Origin of the sequence: Micromonospora sp. NPDC000663 (genome assembly GCF_042898105.1) — a bacterium.
Taxonomy (GTDB): Bacteria; Actinomycetota; Actinomycetes; order Mycobacteriales; family Micromonosporaceae; genus Micromonospora.
Window position 1 is genome coordinate 532,712 of the sequence record NZ_JBIAYR010000003.1, and the last position, 19,159, is coordinate 551,870.

At 70.3% G+C, this 19,159-nt stretch carries 13 protein-coding genes; 6 read left to right on the top strand and 7 right to left on the bottom strand.

Annotation, left to right across the window (positions count from 1 at the left end; all coding sequences use genetic code 11):
• Positions 1 to 233: 233 nt before the first annotated feature.
• Positions 234 to 1,991 carry a murein biosynthesis integral membrane protein MurJ gene (gene murJ / locus ACFY1S_RS14765; RefSeq protein ID WP_364370204.1) on the bottom strand — a complete coding sequence of 586 codons (1,758 nt, stop codon included), beginning with the start codon at positions 1,989 to 1,991 and terminating at the stop codon, positions 234 to 236.
• Between the two features lie 126 nt (positions 1,992 to 2,117).
• On the opposite strand from murJ, the gene ACFY1S_RS14770 reads away from it, so the two are divergent.
• Positions 2,118 to 3,578 carry a CCA tRNA nucleotidyltransferase gene (locus ACFY1S_RS14770; RefSeq protein WP_387117263.1) on the top strand — a complete coding sequence of 487 codons (1,461 nt, stop codon included), beginning with the start codon at positions 2,118 to 2,120 and terminating at the stop codon, positions 3,576 to 3,578.
• Between the two features lie 188 nt (positions 3,579 to 3,766).
• Here the strand turns inward: ACFY1S_RS14770 and ACFY1S_RS14775 are convergent, their stop codons facing one another.
• On the bottom strand, positions 3,767 to 5,278 hold the full coding sequence (locus ACFY1S_RS14775; RefSeq protein ID WP_387117266.1) for a flotillin family protein: 1,512 nt from the start codon (positions 5,276 to 5,278) through the stop codon (positions 3,767 to 3,769).
• A 28-nt stretch (positions 5,279 to 5,306) separates the two neighbouring features.
• A complete protein-coding gene (locus ACFY1S_RS14780; protein WP_387117269.1) occupies positions 5,307 to 5,828 on the bottom strand; it encodes a hypothetical protein in 522 nt (173 codons plus the stop codon).
• A 220-nt stretch (positions 5,829 to 6,048) separates the two neighbouring features.
• Here ACFY1S_RS14780 and ACFY1S_RS14785 point away from each other — a divergent pair, with 220 nt between their 5' ends.
• The gene (locus tag ACFY1S_RS14785; RefSeq protein WP_387117272.1) at positions 6,049 to 8,139 is read left to right on the top strand and encodes a S8 family serine peptidase; all 2,091 of its coding nucleotides are present in this window, start codon (positions 6,049 to 6,051) and stop codon (positions 8,137 to 8,139) included.
• 169 nt (positions 8,140 to 8,308) lie between these two features.
• Entirely contained in the window at positions 8,309 to 8,794 is a 486-nt protein-coding gene (locus tag ACFY1S_RS14790) for a methylated-DNA--[protein]-cysteine S-methyltransferase (RefSeq protein WP_387117275.1), read from the top strand.
• Positions 8,795 to 8,854: 60 nt separating this feature from the next.
• Here the strand turns inward: ACFY1S_RS14790 and ACFY1S_RS14795 are convergent, their stop codons facing one another.
• Positions 8,855 to 9,934, bottom strand: a complete 1,080-nt coding sequence (locus ACFY1S_RS14795; RefSeq protein ID WP_357984726.1) for an inositol-3-phosphate synthase — start codon at positions 9,932 to 9,934, stop codon at positions 8,855 to 8,857.
• A gap of 23 nt (positions 9,935 to 9,957) precedes the next feature.
• Positions 9,958 to 10,596 (bottom strand): PadR family transcriptional regulator, encoded by a 639-nt coding sequence (locus ACFY1S_RS14800; RefSeq protein WP_139588080.1) that lies wholly within the window; start codon positions 10,594 to 10,596, stop codon positions 9,958 to 9,960.
• Positions 10,597 to 10,771: 175 nt separating this feature from the next.
• Here ACFY1S_RS14800 and ACFY1S_RS14805 point away from each other — a divergent pair, with 175 nt between their 5' ends.
• From ACFY1S_RS14805 to ACFY1S_RS14815, 3 genes are all read left to right on the top strand, one after another.
• Positions 10,772 to 11,221, top strand: a complete 450-nt coding sequence (locus ACFY1S_RS14805) for a DUF5318 domain-containing protein (RefSeq protein WP_387117278.1) — start codon at positions 10,772 to 10,774, stop codon at positions 11,219 to 11,221.
• A 197-nt stretch (positions 11,222 to 11,418) separates the two neighbouring features.
• On the top strand, positions 11,419 to 14,307 hold the full coding sequence (locus ACFY1S_RS14810) for a transglycosylase domain-containing protein (RefSeq protein ID WP_387117281.1): 2,889 nt from the start codon (positions 11,419 to 11,421) through the stop codon (positions 14,305 to 14,307).
• A gap of 127 nt (positions 14,308 to 14,434) precedes the next feature.
• Positions 14,435 to 15,937: a glycosyltransferase family 87 protein gene (locus ACFY1S_RS14815; RefSeq protein WP_387117285.1), complete on the top strand. Its 1,503-nt coding sequence runs from the start codon at positions 14,435 to 14,437 to the stop codon at positions 15,935 to 15,937.
• Between the two features lie 125 nt (positions 15,938 to 16,062).
• On the opposite strand, the gene ACFY1S_RS14820 is transcribed toward ACFY1S_RS14815, so the two are convergent.
• Positions 16,063 to 18,261 carry a hypothetical protein gene (locus ACFY1S_RS14820; protein WP_387117288.1) on the bottom strand — a complete coding sequence of 733 codons (2,199 nt, stop codon included), beginning with the start codon at positions 18,259 to 18,261 and terminating at the stop codon, positions 16,063 to 16,065.
• The gene (locus ACFY1S_RS14825) at positions 18,258 to 19,049 is read right to left on the bottom strand and encodes a deoxyribonuclease IV (RefSeq protein ID WP_387117291.1); all 792 of its coding nucleotides are present in this window, start codon (positions 19,047 to 19,049) and stop codon (positions 18,258 to 18,260) included. Before ACFY1S_RS14825 ends, ACFY1S_RS14820 begins: the two co-directional genes overlap by 4 nt.
• Positions 19,050 to 19,159: the final 110 nt, after the last annotated feature.

Here is a 19,159-nt window from a genome sequence, read left to right on the forward strand (position 1 = left end):
CTACGGCTTCACCGCAAGTGACCGACGTTGGGGCTGACCCTGTCGTGGCGCCCTCGCCGACTGGCATGTTCCCACCGATCGGGCCGCCACGCTCATCCGTACGGTTGGTTGTCCACAGGCCGATCCGGTGGCTGACCGGCGAATCGCGGAGTTATCCACAGGTGCATCCCCAGCCTGGTGATCCGCGGTCACTTTCCGTACGGCCGCAACTTTTTGTGCCCGGAACCCTGCGGTCAGCGACCGAGTCGGCGTCGGACCATGCCGACCACCTCGGTGATCTCCCCGATCCGCAGCACAGTGGCCAGCCCGAGGTAGGTCCCGCCGATCACCGCCCCGCCGATCACGAGCTGGACGACCGCCTGCATCCAACTCGGCGTGTCGCCGCCGGGCAGCAGGCTCACCACGAGCAGGCCGACCAGCGCCGAACCCAACGCGGCGACCGCCACCCGGCCGAGGGTGCGCAGGATGGCGCCCATCCCGATCCGGCCGACCCGGGGTCGCAGCAGCCAGGCGGAGGCGAACGCCGCGGCCAGGTAGGACACGGCGTTGCCGATCATCATCCCGGCCGCCGCGAAGTGCGCGGCGAAGGCGACGTAGAGGACCACCTGGACGCCGATCCGCAGCGCCACCACCGGAATGTTGATGAGCGCCGGGGTGCGTGTGTCCGGCAGAGCGTAGAAGGCGAAGGTGAAGAGCTGGCTGATGGCGAACGGCACAAGCGCCAGCGCCGCCAGCAGCAGCACCAGTGACGTGTCGGCGGCGTTCTCGTCGGTGAACGCGCCGTAGCGGAACAGCGTCACCGCCAGCGGGGTCGCCAGCACCGCGTAGCAGACCGCGATCGGGGCGAGCACCGCCGAGACGGTCCGGGTGCCCCGGGACAGGTCGGCGGCGACATCGGCGTACCGCCCGTCGGCCGCCGCGGCGCTCATCCGGGGCATCAGCGCCGTGATGATCGAGACGGCGATGATGCCGTGCGCCATCATCAGCAGCAGGAACACGTTGTTGTAGATCAGTGGACCGGCGGCGTTCTCCTTACCGGCCCTGTTCAGCAGGTTGAACAGCACGATCAGCCCGACCTGGCTCACCGCGACGTAGCAGAACATCCAGCCGCCCAGGCGGCCCAGCTCGCGCAGACCCAGCGTGCGGAAGTCGAACCGCAGCTTCCAGCGGAAGCCGACCTTGCGCAACGCCGGCAGTAGTCCGGCGGCCTGGATGGCGACACCGAGCAGCGTGCCGCCACCGATCAGCAGGATCCGGCCGGTGGTCATGTCCTCCGGCTTGACGATCTTCGCGCCGAAGATCGCGATGTACAGACCCGCGGTCGCGATCACCACGATGTTGTTGAGGATCGGCGCCCACATCGGGGCGGCGAAGTGCCCCCGCGTGTTGAGCACGGCGCTGATCAGCGCGCTGAGGCCGGTGAAGAAGATCATCGGCAGCATCAGGTAGGACAGTGCCTTGACCAGGCTCCGGAAGTCGTCCCCGGTGTTGTCGCCGGCGTAGAGCTGGGTCAGCAGGCCCGCCGACAGGACGGCGAGCAGGGCCGCCCCCGCCAGCGTGAGCACCGCGAGGGTCAGGAGCCGCTGGGCGTACGCCTGACCGCCGTCGGAGTCGACCTTGCGGCGGCGGACCAGCACCGGGATCAGGACGCTGGTCAGGATGCCGCCGAGCAGGAACTCGTACACCATCCCTGGCAGGATCTGCGCGGTCGTGTACGCGTCACCGACAAGCGCGCCACCGAGCGCGGCGGTCAACGCCAACGTACGCAGGAAGCCAGTACCCCGGCTGACCAGGCTGCCGATGGCCATCACGGCGCTGTTCGTCGCCGCGCTCGCCTCACCGATCTGCTCCTGCGGCGGCGCGGTCGACTCCATGGCCGGCTGGTTCAGCGGCTCGGCGGAGATGAACGTGGCGCCGTCCCCGGGTCGCACGCCGGCTCCCGCACCGCCGTCCTGCGCGGCGTTCGCGCTGCGGTAGAGCCCGCCGCTCATCTCCAGCCTCCCAGGGGTACGTCGAGCCGGGCACCGACCCGCACGTCACAGACCATAGTCAACCCGTACCCGTTACCCGCGCCCGGCGGATCCGATCACACCCCGGCCCGATAGGCTGGCGATCCCATGTCCGAAGTCTCCGCTCCCCACGCCGCCGACCGCCGCGAACTCACCGCCGCGCAGCGCAACGCCGTCGCCGAACTGCTCAGGGTCTCCCCGGTCGCCGACGAGTTGGGCCGCCGGTTCGTGCGCGCCGGTCACGAGTTGCACCTGGTGGGTGGTTCGGTCCGGGACGCCCTGCTCGGCCGGCTCGGTGACGACCTGGACTTCTGCACCGACGCGCACCCCGACGAGACGCTGCGGATCCTCAAGGGCTGGGCCGAGTCGATCTGGGAGACCGGCCGGGAGTTCGGCACCATCGGGGCTCAGCGCGCCGGCCTCCGGCTGGAGATCACCACCTTCCGCGCCGAGTCGTACGACCAGGTGAGCCGCAACCCGGTGGTCGTGTACGGCACCAGCCTCGACGAGGACCTGAAGCGGCGCGACTTCACGATCAACGCGATGGCGGTAAGCCTGCCGGAGCACCGGTTCACCGATCCGCACGGCGGGTTGGACGACCTCTCGGCAAAGGTGATCCGTACCCCCAGCACCCCCCGCGAGTCGTTCGGCGACGACCCGCTGCGGATGCTGCGGGCGGCCCGGTTCGCCGCCCAGCTGGGCTTCACCGTCCACCCCGACGCGCACCGGGCGATGAGCGACATGTCGGCCGACCTGGACCGGATCACCGCCGAACGGATCCGCGACGAGTTCACCAAGCTGCTCTGCGGCGCGGACCCGATCACCGGGCTGCGGCTGCTCGTCGACACGGGGCTGGCCGAGCGGTTCCTGCCCGAGCTGACCGGTCTGAAGCTGGAGATCGACGAGCACGCCCAGCACAAGGACGTCTACGAGCACACGCTGACGGTCGTCGAGAACGCGGTCTCCTTCGAGGAGGAGGGCTGCGACTTCATCCTGCGGATGGCCGCCCTCATGCACGACGTGGGCAAGCCGGCGACGAAGGCGGTCGGGTCCGACGGCCGGGTCAGCTTCCACCACCACGAGGTGGTGGGCGCCAGGCTGACCAAGGCCCGGATGAAGGCGATGCGCTACCCCAAGGAGATCACCGCGAAGGTGACCGCGCTCGTCGCGCTGCACCTTCGCTTCTACGGGTACGGGCGGGGCGAGTGGACCGACTCGGCGGTGCGCCGCTACGTCGCCGACGCCGGTGACCTGCTGCCCCGGCTGCACAAGCTGACCCGCTCGGACTGCACGACCCGCAACCGTCGCAAGGCGGCGCAGCTTGCTGCGGACTACGACGCGTTGGAGGACCGGATCGCCCGGATCGCGGCCGAGGAGGACCTGGCACGGGTCCGCCCCGACCTCGACGGCAACGCGATCATGGAGTTGCTCGGCGTACCGCCGGGGCCTGTCGTCGGGCGGGCCTGGAAGCACCTCAAGGAGCAGCGCCTGGAGCAGGGGCCGCTGGACCGCGACGCCGCCGAGGCGGAACTCCTGCGCTGGGCCCGCGCCGAGGGCCTGATCAGCTAGCCCCGCCCGCCCGCCCGCCCCTCGCCCCCTCCCCGCGCCCCCGCCCCCTCCCCGCGATCTTGCAGTTGCTGCTGCGGCATAGAGGGCACTTCACCGATATCGACGACCGAAACTGCAAGATCGGCGCGAGGCGCGGGCGCGGGCGCGGGGCGCGGGCGCGGGGCGCGGGCGCGGGGCGCGGGGCAGCGTTAGCGCGCTTCTACTGCCTTTCCATCTGCGGCGCCGTTGCCGGTCGGAGCGGAGGCCGAGCCGAGCCGCGCCAGCAGACCGGGCAGGTCGATCCCGGTCAGGTCGCTGCCGAGCTGGAGGCCCTGGGCCACGTTGCCGGCCACCGACTTCGTCAGCGACGAGGCGCCGTCGGTGGAGATGACGGTCATCTTGTCGATCGCGCCGATCGGGGCGCTTGCCGCCTCGACGACCTGCGGCAGCACCTTGACCAGCAGGTCGAGGACGGCTGCCTCCCCGTACGCGGCGAACGCCTCGGCCTTGCGCGCCATCGCGTCCGCCTCGGCCTCACCCTTGGCCAGGATGGCCGCCGCCTCGGCCTGACCTTCGCGCTCCACGGCCTCGGCGATGGCGGAGCGCCGCCGCTGCTCGGCCTCACCCTCCTTGGCGCCCTCGATGGCGTTCGCCTCCGCGAGCGCGGCCCGTCGGGCGCGCTCACCCTCACCGGTGAGGCGGGCCTGTTCGGCGGAGGCCTGCGCGGCGGCGATGACCGACTGCCGCTGCGCGTCGGCGTGCAGCACCGCCGCGTTGCGGGACGCCTCGGCCTCCTGCTCCACCTTGTACCGGGCCGCGTCGGCCGGCTTGCGGACCTCGGTGTCGAGCTGGCGCTGCTTGAGTTCGGCGTTGCGTTCGGCGACCTTCTGCTGCTCGGAGAGGATCGCCTGGTCCCGTTCGGCCTGGGCGAGCGGTCCGGCCGCGGCGGACTTGGCCTTCGCCGCGTCGATCTCGGCCTGGATGCCGGCCTGCTTGAGGGCCAGGTTCCGGTTCGCCTCGGCGATGGCCTCCTCGGCGAGCAGCCGCTCCTGTTCGGCCTGCTGCCGGGCCCGCGCCTCGGCGATCGCCGCGTCCTTGAGCACCCGGGCGGCCTCGGGCCGGCCCAGGTCCTGCAGGTACGAGCCCTCGGCCAGGATGTCCTGGAGTTGGAACGTGTCAAGCACCAGGCCCTGGTTGGTCATCGAGTGCTCGGCCTCCTCGGCGACCGCGCTGGCGAACGCGGCCCGGTCCCGGATGACCTCCTCGACGGTGAGCCGGCCGACGATCGACCGCAGCGCACCGGCCAGCACCTCGCGGGTGAAGTTGTCGATCTCGTCCTGCTGGTGCAGGAACCGTTGGGCGGCGGCCCGGATCGCGTCCTCGGTGCCGCCTACCTTGACGATCGCCACGCCGTGCAGGTCGGCGCGGATGCCCTGCTTGCTCACCGCTCCCCGGATGCCGACGTCGATCCGGCGGCTGGACAGGTCGAGCGACTGGAGTTTCTGCACCACCGGCAGCACGAACACCGAGGCGCCCAGCACGACCTTCTGCCCGGAGTTGTCGGTCGACCTGGCGCCGTCGGCGGTCTGGGTGGTGCGGCCCTTGCGACCGGTGACGATGAACGCCTCGTTCGGCCCGGCCACCTTGATCCGGGAGAGCACGAACAACACCAGGATGAGTACGAGGAGGACCGCGCCGCCAGCGGCGATCAGCAGGGGCATGGATGAAGTCCCGTCTGTAGAGGAGGAGTCAGTAGGTCTCGACGTGCACGCTTGTCTCGCTGAGCGCCTGCACGACGAAGACCTGGGCGCCGATCGGGATCGGCTGGTCCGCGCGGGCGTTGAGCTTGACCGGTTGGCCGGCCACGCGTACCCGGATCTCGCCGTAGCCGTTGACCGGCACCGGCGTGACGACCAGGCCGAGCGCCCCCACCATGTCGTCGCGGGTGGGCGTGGGGTCGGTGCGCATGTTCCGGGCCGCCCGGCCGAACCGTGAGGCCAGCCAGCCGGTGGGCACGGCCGCGAGCAGGCCGCCGGCCGCCGCGCCAGCGATCATTCCCGGTGTACGCGCGCCGAGCAGTTCGTTGACGATGGCGCCGCCGAACCCGAACGCCCCGGCGAAGCCGGCGACCGTCTCGAGAGAGATCGGCCCGTCCACGTCAATGTGTCCGAAGTGGAGCAGCTCGGTGCCGAGCAACGCGAGAGCCAGCACAGCGACGCCCGCACCGCCGATGATCAGAAAGATGAGTGTCCCCGTGGCCACGACCTGCAAGGTATCGACACTCCGCAAGGTTCCGGGCCGGCCGTCGGGATGACAGAAGCACGACGACACGGGTGCGTACCGACCGAAAGGCCGAGGCGCTGGCCGATGGGATCGTCCATCATGACGGGACGCCCGGCGGCTGCGGCGTACATCGATGCGCCAGTGGGAGCGGCCGGGGCGGTTGGTCGCCCGCAGGGGGCGGTCAACGAAGACACGGGGAGATCTGTCTGTGAAACGTCGTGGCGTCATTCGCCGCTCGGCGGTGGCGGGCATCGCCATCGCCTCCGCAACCCTCATCGTCAGCGCCGGCACCGGTGGCGCCGCGCTGGCCAAACCAACTACTCCTTCGTCGGCCGAGCCCGCTCACAAGGTCGCGGGCGCGCACGGCGACTCCAAGCCCTCCAAGGGCAAGACCAGCGCCGTCGTGCCGGACAGCTACATCGTCGTCCTGAAGGGCAAGATGGCCACTCCGGGGCAGCGCAAGGCCGCCGCCACGGCGTTGACCAAGGGGAACGGCGGCACGGTCCGCCGAGTCTTCGAGAAGGCGCTCAACGGCTACTCCGCCACCATGACCCGCCAGCAGGCGGACCGGCTGGCCGCCAACTCGGACGTCGCCTACGTGGAGCCGGTCCGGACGATGTCGACGAGCGGGACGCAGACCTCGCCCCCTTCGTGGGGTCTTGATCGCGTCGACCAGGCCTCGCCCAAGTTGGACGGCTCGTACTCCTACCCGAACACCGGCGCCGGCGTCACCGCGTTCGTGATCGACACCGGCATCGACGTGGCCCACGAGGACTTCGGTGGCCGGGCCGTATCCGGGTACGACTTCGTCGACCAGGACGACGTCGCCGAGGACTGTGACGGCCACGGCACGCACGTCGCGGGCACCATCGGCGGCACCCGGTTCGGCGTGGCCAAGGACGTCAAGCTCGTGGGCCTTCGAGTCTTTCCGTGCGTGGGCGGGGCCCGCACCGACCACATCGTCGCCGCGATCGACTGGGCGACCACGCACAAGACCGGGCCCTCCGTGGTCAACATGAGCCTCGGGGGCTACGACGAGGGCAGCTACCAGGCCGTGACCAACGCGATCAACAACTCGATCGCCAACGGTCTGACCTACGCCGTCGCCGCCGGCAACGACTATGACGACGCCTGCTACTACTCGCCGGCGAACGTGTCGGCCGCGATCACCGTGGGCGCGACCGACATGGTCGACTACCGCTCCTGGTGGACCAACTACGGCAGCTGCATCGACATCTACGCGCCGGGCATGAGTATCGTCTCCGCCGCGGCCGGGACCGGCAACGGCTCGGTGTCCTTCAACGGCACGTCGATGGCCAGCCCGCACGTCGCGGGTGCCGCCGCGCTGCTGCTCGAGGCCAACCCGACCTGGAGCCCGGCGCAGGTCCGGGACACCATCGTCAGCACGGGCATCGCCGGTGCGGTGCACAACCCGTGGGGCGGCGTGGACCGGCTGCTGAACGTGGCGGCCGCGGTGTCTCCGGCACGCGACGCACACGGGTTGCGGGCTCGTTCCAACGGGAAGTTCGTCTCGGCCGACGGGGCGGGCAGCAAGCCGCTCGTCAACAACGGCCCGGCGTTCGGCGCCTGGGAAAGGTTTGACATCGTCGACGCCGGCAGCGGTCTTGTCGCGTTGCGGGCGAAGGTCAACGGGAAGTTCGTCTCGGCCGACGGGGCGGGCAGCAAGCCGCTGATCGCCAACGGGCCGGCGATCAGCACCTGGGAGAAGTTCCAGCTGATCAACAATGCGGACGGAACGGTGAGTCTCCGTGCGATTGTCAACAACAAGTTCGTGAGCGCACCGAACACCGGTGGCACGTTGATCGCCAACGCGCCGAGCGCGAGCACCTGGGAGAAGTTCTTCGTCGAGGCACCGAACCCGATCGTCACCATCAAGTCGGCCGCCAGCGGGTTGTACGTCTCCGCCGACGGTGCGGGTTCGAAGCCGCTGATCCCGCTGGCCTCCACGGCCAGCACGTGGGAGAAGTTCGAGATGGTCGACATCGGTTACGGCTACTTCGCGCTCCGCTCGCTGGCGAACGGCAAGTACGTCAGCGCCGAGGGTGCGGGCAGCAAGCCGCTCATCGCATCCGGACCGGCCGTCAGCGACTGGGAGATCTTCGACCTTCCCTGGTACCGGGGCGACGGGTCGATCTGGTTGCGGGCGGACATCGACCAGCAGGCGGTCAGCGCGGGCAGCGCCGGCACCAGTCAGCTCATTCCGAACAAGAACTTCAACGACGAGCTTGACGACTTCGGTCTGTCGGCCGGCGAGCGGTACTTCATCAACCCGGCCTGACCGGGTCTCCGCACCACCAGTTCATCCATCGGTGCCCGTCGGCGTCGCCCCTCAACGGGCGGGGTCGGCGGGCACCGCCCGTGTGGGCGGCGGCACATCGAGGGTGCCGAGCGGATCTGCCGGGCGACGGGCCGCCCGGTCCGACGACCGCGTCGGGGACAATGGCTTGATGCGCTGGACTGTGCTCGACTCGCCGATCGGCGAGTTCTCCGTGGCCAGCGACGGCGAGACCGTCTGCGGCGCGCACTTCGGTCGGGTGGAGCCGGCCGCCGACGAGCCCGCCGACACGGTGTCCCGGCAGGCCGTCGACGAACTGCGGGCGTACTTCGCCGGCGAGCTGACGGCGTTCACGGTTCCGGTGTCGGTTCCGCGCGGCTCGGATTTCGAGCGGGCCGTCTGGCGGGAGATGACTCTCATCCCGTACGGCGAGACGTTGACCTACGGCGAGGTCGCGCGCCGGGTCGGTGATCCCGGGGCGGCGCGGGCGGTCGGTGTGGCCTGCAACCGCAACCCGGTCCCGGTGCTCGTCCCGTGCCACCGGATCGTCGGTGCGGGAGGCAAGCTGGTCGGGTTCGGCGGCGGTTTGCCCCGCAAGGTGCACCTGCTGGAGCTGGAAACGCGGGTGGCCCTGCGGGACGCCTGGTACGGAGCCTGACACGGCGAGGGCCGGGTCCCAACGGACCCGGCCCTCGCCGGTGTTCGCGTGCTCAGCGGGTCAGCGCTCGACCTCACCGGCGATGAACTCCTCGACGGCCTGGTGGGCGTCGTGGTCGGCGTACTGCACCGGCGGGGACTTCATGAAGTACGACGAGGCCGACAGGATCGGGCCGCCGATCTTCCGGTCAAGCGCGATCTTCGCGGCGCGGACGGCGTCGATGATGACGCCTGCCGAGTTCGGCGAGTCCCACACCTCGAGCTTGAGCTCGGCGTTGAGCGGGGTGTCACCGAACGAGCGACCCTCCAGGCGGATGTACGCCCACTTGCGGTCGTCCAGCCACGGCACGTGGTCCGACGGGCCGATGTGCACATCGCTCTTGCTCATCTCGTGCGGGATCTGCGAGGTGACCGACTGGGTCTTCGAGATCTTCTTCGAGACGAGCCGCTTGCGCTCCAGCATGTTCATGAAGTCCATGTTGCCGCCGAAGTTGAGCTGGTACGTGCGCAGCAGTTCGACGCCGCGGTCCTCGAAGAGCTTCGCGAGGGCGCGGTGCACGATGGTGGCGCCGACCTGGCTCTTGATGTCGTCACCGACGATCGGCAGGCCAGCGTCGGTGAACTTCTGGGCCCACTCCGGGTCGGAGGCGATGAAGACCGGCAGGGCGTTGACGAACGCGCAGCCGGCGTCGATAGCGGCCTGGGCGTAGAACTTGGCGGCCTGCTCGGAGCCGACCGGGAGGTAGCAGACGACGACGTCGACCTGCGCGTCACGCAGCGCCTGCGCCACGTCGACGGGGGTGGCGTCGGACTCCTCGACGATCTCGCGGTAGTACTGGCCCAGACCGTCGAAGGTCGGACCGCGCTGCACGGACACGCCGGTCGGCGGCACGTCGCAGAGCTTGATGGTGTTGTTCTCGCTGGCGACGATCGCCTCCGCGAGGTCCATGCCCACCTTCTTGGCGTCCACGTCGAACGCCGCGACGAACTCCACGGAGTTGACGTGGTAGTCGCCGAAGGCGACGTGCATGAGACCCGGGACGCGGTCGTTCGGGTCGGCATTCCGGTAGTACTCGACGCCCTGAACCAGGGACGAGGCGCAGTTACCCACACCGACGATGGCGACGCGGACGGAGCCCATAGCGTCTGCCTCCTTCTTTTCTGTCACGGCCGCTCTTTCCTGGTCTCTCCAGGCGGAGGCGGGCTGTTGTCTTCTCGTCGGCCACCGGCCGTCCCCACCTGGGGGACCGTCGGGGCTCGGCCGGAGCGCTCGTTGGCGATGAGCTCCTCCAGCCAGCGGACCTCACGCTCACAGGCGTCAAGGCCGTGGCGCTGCAGTTCCAAGGTGTAAGCGTCGAGGCGCTCGGCTGCCCGGCCCAGCACGTCGCGAAGCCCTTCGCGACGCTCCTCGATCTTGCGGCGGCGACCCTCCAGGATGCGCAGGCGGGTCGCCTGGTCGGTCCGGGCGAAGAACGCGAAGTGCACCCCGAAGCCCGTGTCGTCGTACGTCTCGGGCCCCGCCTGTGCGATCAGCTGGGCGAAGCGTTCCTTGCCTTCCGCGGTGATTTTGTAGACCACCCGACCTCGTCGGCTGGTCAGCGCGGGAACCTCCTCGGCGGTGGCGGGCGTCTCGGCAGCTTCGGTGATCCATCCCGCCGCCTGCAACCTGCGTAGCGTCGGGTAGAGCGAGCCGTAGCTGATCGCCGCCCGGATCGCGCCGAGTTTGGCGGTCAGTTCCTTGCGCAGCTCGTAGCCGTGCATCGGAGACTCCTGGAGGAGGCCGAGGATGGCGAATTCGAGCACTGGCCACCCTCTCTTGTACCCTCCGGCGGGAGCGGTAACCGCCGCGATGTATCGGACCGATACATCGCACGTTAGCGGGTCGCGGGTGCCAGGGCAAACCCCCGTTCCGAGATGTTCCCGTCACGGATCGTGACCGTGGTCGCCTGGTCGGGCCGGACCGCGTACCCTTCTCCGCATGCGTACGCAGCGCCAGGTCGTCGACTACTCGCTTCAGAAGCGAGCAGTGCTGCGTGAGCTCCTGGCCGGCCGGGTCGGCACGTACGACGTGTGCGACGCGTCCCCGTACCTGAAGAACGCGGCTCGGTTCCACGGCGAGCCGACGGACCGGCGCTGCCCCATCTGTCGCAGCGAGAATCTGACGCTCGTCCACTACATTTACGGTGACGAACTCAAGCAGTCCGCCGGCCAGGCCCGGACACTTGCCGAGCTGCCCGTGCTGGCGATGACGCTGCGTGAGTTTCAGGTCTTCGTGGTGGAGGTGTGCCTCGGCTGTGACTGGAACCATCTCGTCGAGCAGTACCTGCTCGGCCGTGATGGTCTCACTGCCGAGGGCGACGGTGTCGCCGAGCAGGACATGGCGGGCGCCGAGGGCACGGGTCGGCGGAGGCGAGAGGCTCAACGGTGATCACAGCTGGTTCGACCGGCCCCGGGGCCGCAGACACGACCCGGGACGGCCGACCGCTCGTTGGTCTGAATAGCCCGATTGATACAGCAATGACTCTGGTGGACCGGCACCCCCGTGCCGGCGATCCGGGTGAAGCAACTCACGGCAACCCGGTGGCGGCGCAGTCGCGCCCCACCGCGACCGGCAGGGTGTGAGGAATGAACTCGTACGGCGATCCCAGTTCTGCGCGCGGACGGGCCCAGTATTCGGGCCCCGACGGTGACTCCGGGCCGGGCGCGAACGACGCGTACCGCCGACCGGGCGGTGACTCCGGCGGAGGTGGCTGGTCGGCATCGGAGGGCGCGGCGCCTCCGGGCCGTGCCTCGGTGACACCGCGGGCCGCTGGCGGCCGCGCGTCGGTCGGTGGCTCCGCCTCGGTGCCCCCGCGCGGCGGTGCGGCCGGGTCGGCCTCCGTGGGGTCGGCGTCGGTCGGGTCGGCGTCGGTCGGGTCGGCCACTCCGGGCCGCAGCGGCCGTGCCTCGGTGCCGGTGTCGGCGGCACCGGGTGTGGCCGCCGGTCGTGCCGGAGCGGGCCGTGCCTCGGTGCCCGTGTCCCCGGCACCCGGTGCGCCGGCGGGTCGAGCCACGGTCGGCACCGCCGCCGTCGGCGCCGCCTCGGCCGGTCGGGCCAGTGTGGGCTCCGCGTCGGTGGGTGGTCGTGCCGCGGTCGCCAGGGCGAGCGTCTCCCCGGTCTCCGGCGGCCCGGGTGGACCCGGCGGACCGAACGGTCCGGGGCGCGGCGGTCGTGGTGGTCGCGGCGCTGGTGACCCGGCCGGGGCGGCACGGGCCAAGAAGCGCAAGCGGATGAACCTGCTGATCGCCGGTTTCGCCGTCTTCATCATGCTCGCCGGCATCGGCGTGGTCGGGTTCACCTACTACTCGACGAACGTCGTCATGCCCAACGAGCTGCCGCTGCCGCTGTCCACAACCGTGTACGCGAAGGACGGCAAGACCCCGCTGGCGCGCCTCGGCAGCGAGAACCGCACCTTCGTCACCATCAACCAGATCCCGCAGCACGTGCAGGACGCGGTGGCGGCGGCCGAGGACCGGAACTTCTACAGGCACTCCGGCGTCGACTACAAGGGCATCGTGCGGGCCGCGTGGAACAACGTCTCCAACGGTGACAAGCAGGGCGCCTCCACGATCACCCAGCAGTACGCCCGAAACGCGTTCGAGAACCTCAAGGACGACACGTACGGCCGGAAGGTCAAGGAGGCAATCCTCGCCTCCAAGCTGAACGACACGTACAGCAAGCCGGAGATCATGCAGCACTACCTCAACGTGATCTACTTCGGGCGAGGCGCGTACGGCATCGAGGCGGCGGCGCAGACCTACTTCGCCAAGCCGGCGCTCAAGCTCACCCCCGCCGAGGGGGCCGTCCTGGCCGCGTTGATCAAGCAGCCGGTGGCGACCGGCAGCCACAAGGGATACGACCCGGCGGTCAACCCGACCGACGCGAAGACCCGGTGGGACTATGTGATCGACGGCATGAAGAAGGAGGGCTGGTTGGATTCTCCCAACCACCCGCCGGCGCCCACCGAGTACCCCAAGGTCCAGCCGCCGAAGAAGGACGGCAACGGCTTCGGTGTCGACAGCCCTCGAGGCAACGTCATCAACTACGTCCGCCAGGAGATGGACCAGATGGGTCTCTGCTCCGACAGTGGCGCGGACGGCAAGGTCAGTTGCGTCGACGCCCTGCGGGACGGCGGCTACCGGATCACCACCACCATCGACCCGAAGCTCCAGTCGGCCGCCGAGAACACGGCGATGCAGTCGAAGAAGGGCTCCGAGCTCAACGACCAGCCGAAGAACCTGATGGCGGCAGTCGTCTCGATCGACCCGAAGAAGGGTCGCGTGCTCGCCTACTACGGCGGTGACAGCGGCGCCGACTTCGACTACGCGGGCAAGAACACCGACAAGAACGGCGACCTCACCGGCGGCCACCAGCCCGGCTCGTCGATGAAGGTGTACACCCTGGCCGCCGCCATCGAGGCGGGCATCTCGGTGAAGTCGCACTGGGATCCGACACCGTACAAGCCCGAGGGCTCCAAGGTCCCGATCGGTAACGCCGGCCGCACCAACCTCAAGTGCGGCAAGTACTGCACCCTCGAAGAGTCGACGGTCCAGTCGTACAACGTGCCCTTCTACTGGGTCACCAAGGAGATCGGCGCCGAGAAGGTGGTCGACATGGCCCGCAAGGCCGGCGTGACCACCATGTGGGGCGTCGACCCGCCGCAGGCCTTCGACCTGTCGAAGAAGGGCCCGAACCCGTTCGACAACTACACCGGTTTCGGCAAGTACCCGCTCACGGTGTTCGACCACGCCAACGCCATGGCCACGTTCGCCAACGACGGCAAGTACATCAAGGCGCACTTCGTCATCAAGGTCGAGCAGCAGGACAAGGACACCGGCAAGTGGAAGGTCGTCGGCAGCGAGCGCATCAAGCCGGAGCAGCGGATCGACAAGAAGATCACCGATGAGGTCACAGGTGTCCTGAAGCAGATCCCGAAGCCCAACAACCTGACGCTCGAGGGCGGCCGCCAGGCCGCCGCCAAGACCGGCACCTGGGAGTACGACAGCAAGGACAACGCCCACGCGTGGACGGTCGGCTACACCCCGCAGATCGCCACAGCCGTCTGGGTGGGCAGCCGGGATCCGAAGAAGCCCCAGATCCGCCTCGCCAGCGGTAAGGCCATCGGCGGTTCGACGCTGCCCGGCCCGATCTGGGAGAAGTACATGAACACCGCCCTCAAGGGCCAGGACGAGATCTCCCTGCCCAGCGTCACCGGCGAGGGCGATACCACGAAGGGCAACGGCAAGGAGCCGGTCGTGCCGCCGACCGTCCCCGGTGGGCCCGGTGGGCCCGGTGGTCCGGGTGGTCCGGGCGGCGGGCAGCCCTGTGACCCGCTAACCAACCCGTTCTGCCCGCGTACCGACGGCAACAACGGCGGCAACGGTCCCGGCGGGCCAGGTGGTCCCGGCAACGGTGGAAACGGCGGGGCCGGTGGCGGACTGTTACCCGGTCTGACACCCAACACCCGGGACTGACCACCCGCACAGCCGCAACGCCGCAGCCGGCCGGACGACAGGTCCGACCGGCTGCGGCGTTTCCGTACCCCGGATCTGCGCGCCGGGACGGGACGCGCACCCCCGCCGTACGGCAGGATGCCTTTCCATGAGCACCCAGTCGACGCCCGGCATCGACGACGCCGGAACCACCGACCACCCGTCCCGCTCCGACGGGTTCGTCCGCGGCATCTCCGGGTTGATCGGCGGGCCGCTGGGCGACCACGCGACAGCCCTGGACCGGCCGGCCGGCGGGGAACGCCGCTTCTGGACGGCCGTACGGATCGTGCTGGCGCTTGCCTGCCTCACGCTCGCCCTGCACTGGGTGCAGAAGTCTCCCTGCCAGGACGGCGCCTGGCAGAACAACGTCCAGTACACGCGGTTCTGCTACACCGACGTGCTCGCCCTGTACTACGCCGAGGGGCTCAACGAGGGCAAGGTGCCCTACCGCGACCACCCGGTGGAGTACCCGGTGCTCACCGGCTACTTCATGGGGGCGCTGGGTCTGCCCGTGCACGCCCTGGGCGACGGCGACCCGAGCATCAACCAGGGGCAGTGGTTCTACAACCTCAACGCGCTGGTGCTTGGCGCCCTCGCGGTGGCCACGGTGGCGGTGATCCTGGCCCTGCGCCGCCGACGACCCTGGGACGCGGCGCTGTTCGCGCTCGCCCCTGCGCTGCTGCTCACCGCCACAGTCAACTGGGACCTGCTCGCCATCGGGTTGGCCGCGTTCGGCCTGCTGGCCTGGGCGCGCCGACGACCGGCGGTGGCCGGTGTCCTGCTCGGCCTCGCGGGCGCGGCGAAGCTGTGGCCGCTGTTCCTGCTCGGCCCGATCCTCGTCCTGGCGCTGCGCGCCGAGCGGGTCCGCGCCGCTCTCATCGCCATCGGTACGGCCATCGCGGCGGTGGTGCTCGTCAACCTGCCGGCGGCACGGGCGTACCCGGAGAACTGGGACCGGTTCTTCGAGTTGAACACCACGCGACCCATCGACTGGGGAACGCTCTGGTACATCGGGCGCTACCTGGACGGCAAGGTGGGTGATCCCTCCCGGCTCGGCCCGTTCGAGTGGCTGAACGTCAACATCAGCACGCTCAACACCATCTCGTACGCCCTGTTCGCGCTCGCCTGCCTCGGCGTGGCAGTGCTGGCGCTGCGGGCGCCGCGCCGGCCGCGGCTGGCGCAGCTCGCGTTCCTGGTGGTCGCCGCGTTCCTCATCTTCAGCAAGGTGTGGTCCCAGCAGTTCGTGCTGTGGCTGCTGCCGCTGGTGGTGCTGGCCCGGCCGAAGTGGGGTGCCTTTCTGGCGTGGCAGATCGCCGAGGTCTGCTACTTCGTCGCCTTCTACGGCGAGCTGCTCGGCGCGGCCACCAGCCGTCCGGTCTTCCCGGAGGGCGTGTTCGTGCTGGCCTCGACGTTGCGGCTGACCACTGTGGTGGTGCTCTGCGTGCTTGTCGTCCGGGAGATCCTGGACCCCGAGCGGGACGCGGTGCGGGCCAACTACCCGGACGACCCGGACGGCGGCGTCCTCGACGGCGCCCCGGACGCCCCCTGGCTCGACCGCTGGCGCCGACCGGCGACAACAAGCGAACCCCAGCCCGAGCCCGCCACCACCTGATCCCTGCAGACGGACGCGACCGGAGCACGTCAGGTTTCGGGGGAGCCCGCCCGGCGCAGGGATCAAGCCTGACCGCCCGGAGCCGGGTGGGCTCCCCCGAAACGGCCCCGGCGAGGGCAGGAGCGTCAGAGCCGATACACCACCGCGTCGCCCACGTCCTGGCGCGTGATGCCGAGCGACTCGACAGGCGCGTCGATGGTGATCTCCCATGGTGTGCCGGGCACCTGCCCACGCAGCAGCACCACCGTGCGGACACCTAGCGTCCGCAGGTAGTCCACGCTGGTCTGGTCGGGGAACGACTGGCTCACCCGGCGGACGTCGTCGAGCTGACGCGGCGTGAAACCGCTGCCGCCGTTCACCACGTCAGGGAAGCCGCTTGTCGACCAGAGCATCACGTGCTGGTCGAGGCTCTGGTTGCTGGGCAGCACCAGCAGCGGCCCCTGCGCCGAACGCAGCGCCGCCGGTTGGGTCGGCACCACCGGGTGGGGCGTGGTGTTCAGGCCCTCGACCGTAACCAGCAGCAACGGCAGCAGGGTGGCCAGCCGCAGCCACGGGCCCGGCCAGGACGGGATCCGCTGCGCGGCCAGCTCACGGACCCGGTCGGTGAGCGCGGTGACCGCACCGGCCGCGAGCAGCGCCAGCAACAGCGTGGTCCACAACATCAACCGCCCCGGGGTACGCATCGCGTTCCAACCCGGCGCGTGCTCGAACAGCGGCAGGTAGGTGAAGGTGCCGTCGAAGAAGCGGGTGCCCATCGCGAGGACCATGGTGACCAGCACGCCGGCGAGCAGCAGCAGCCGGTGCCGCAGCCGCCACACCGAGAAGAACAGCCCGCCGGCGGCCAACGCGTAGAGCACGAAGCCCGGCAGCAGCGTCATCTCCGGGTGCCAGGGCAGCGCCGCGCGGGCGCCCTCGTGCAGGTCACCCCAGATCCGTGACTCGGCGGGTGCCGTCACGAAACCGGAGGCCGGCGGCGAGAAGATGCTGATGTCGCCGATCGTCCGCTCGGCGTACGGGTGCAGCTCGGTCACCTTGAAATAGGGGTACGCCAGGAGCAGGCCCACCCCTGCGAAGAACACCCCGCCGAGCACGTCGGCGACGAGCAGCCGGCGACCGAACGGCAGCGCCTGACCTGTCCGGAGTCGGCGAACGAGGAACAGGACAGCGGCCACGAGCACCGCACCGGCGAGGAAGTACGCGAACGGCAGGCCGATGCCGAAACCGAGGCTGAGCTGCCAGGCGGCGACCAGCCAGCCGGCGTACACCCAGCCGTCGTGCCGGCGTTCGGGCCGGTAGCCGTACCGCAGCGACCAGCCGTGCCCGCGCGCCAGCATCGCCAGCGCCAGCGGGATCCCGCCGTTCGAGAGCACGTGCAGGTGACCGGCCTGGGCCAGCAGCCATGGCGCGTACGCGTACGCGACACCGGCCACGGCACCACCGATCCGGCCGGAGCCGAGCTGCCGCGCCAGCGCGTACGCCCCGAGCGTCGCGAGCGCGTGCGCCAGCACGAACATGATGTTGTAGCGCAGCACCGCGTCCTCGGGGCCGCTGCCGAGCATCCCCGCCGGGGCGTAGCCGAGCAGCGTGTCCGAGAACGCGAAGCTCCACAGCTCGGGGAAGAACGTGTTGGACTGCCACAGGCGGGCGGGATCGGACAGCAGGATGTGCCCGGACCAGGCCATCTGCCAGCTCTGCAGGCTTGGGTCCCAGTAGTCCTGCGGAAGCGTGTAGCGCGGGTAGCGCAGCGTCGGCCAGGTCATCAGCACGGCCAGCGCCAGCGCGCCGAGGCTCGCCAGCGTCCACTCGTGGATCAGGGACCGGCCGACGGCGCGTGCCCCCCGGGTGAGCCGGGAGGGCACCGGCTCGGGGGTGGAGGCCCACTTGTCCCAGCGATCGCCTCCCTCCGCCTTCGCCTGGTCGCCATCCTTTGTCGCATCGCTCCCAGGGGCGGCGTCCTTGGCCGTGGCGTCCTTGGCCGTGGCGGCGGCACCCTTGGGCGCGGCGTCCTTGGCGGCGGCGTCGTCGGCCGCGCTGTCCCCGGTGGCGGCATCCGTGGCGGCGTCGTGCTGGGCCGGGTCGCCCTTGGCGGCGTCCGTGGTGTCGTAGGCCTCGTCGTCCTTGGCCGCATCACCCATGGCGGTGCCACCACTGGTCGGCTCGTCCTTCAGGACGGCGGTCGTCGCGGACGTCGTCGTGGACGTCGGCTCGGGGCCGTCGCCCGAGGTGGCCTCCGTCGCGGGGCCGGTCGTCGTGCCGGCCGGGCGCGCGCCCGGGTCGTCGGGGGTGGGTCGGGCGTTCCCGGTCCCGGGTTGGCCGGTCGTCATGCCGCAGTGCTCCCGGTGCCGAGCTGCTGGCGCAGGAAGTCGATGTCGGCGGCCTGGCCGGAGACGCCGCCTGGGGTCTCGACGACCACAGGTGCTCCGGCTGCCCGGATCACCGCGACCACCAGCTCCGGGTCGATCGTCCCGCCGCCCAGGTTGTCGTGCCGGTCCTGGCCCGAGTTGAACGCGCCCTTGGAGTTGTTGGCGTGCACCAGGTCGATCCGTCCGGTGATCGCCTTGACCCGGTCGACCAGGCCGAGCAGCTCTTCACCGCCCGCGTACGCGTGGCAGGTGTCCAGGCAGAAGCCCACCTCGTGGTCGCCGACCGCGTCCCACAGTCGGGCGAGCGCGTCCAGGCGGCGGGCGCACGCGTTGTCGCCGCCGGCCGTGTTCTCGATGAGCACGGGGACGCCGAAGCCGCCGGAGTCCGCCGCGTACGCGAAGGTCTTGCGCCAGTTGTCGAAGCCGACGGCCAGGTCGTCCCCGGCGTTGACGTGCCCACCGTGGACGATCAGGCCCTTGGCGCCGATCGCGGCGGCGGCGGTGGCGTGCCCGAGCAGCAGTTTGCGGCTGGGGATCCGGATCCGGTTGTTGAGTGTCGCCACATTGATCACGTAGGGCGCGTGCACATACAGATCCACCTCGGCCGCGCGCAGCCGCTCGGCGTCCTCCCGAGGTTTGGGTGCCTTCCATCCCTGCGGGTCAGAGAGGAAGAACTGCACGGTGTCGGCGGACCGGGCGGCCGCCTCCGCCAGCGGGTCGGTCGAATCGACGTGAGCTCCGATACGCATGCGAGCGAGCCTACGTCGCGAGCCCGACAGGTGGGGTGACGGCCGGCGTGGCGTCGGCAGGGGGTCCGCGTCACCGGACGGACCGACGATCGTTGATGGATTTGGAGCCG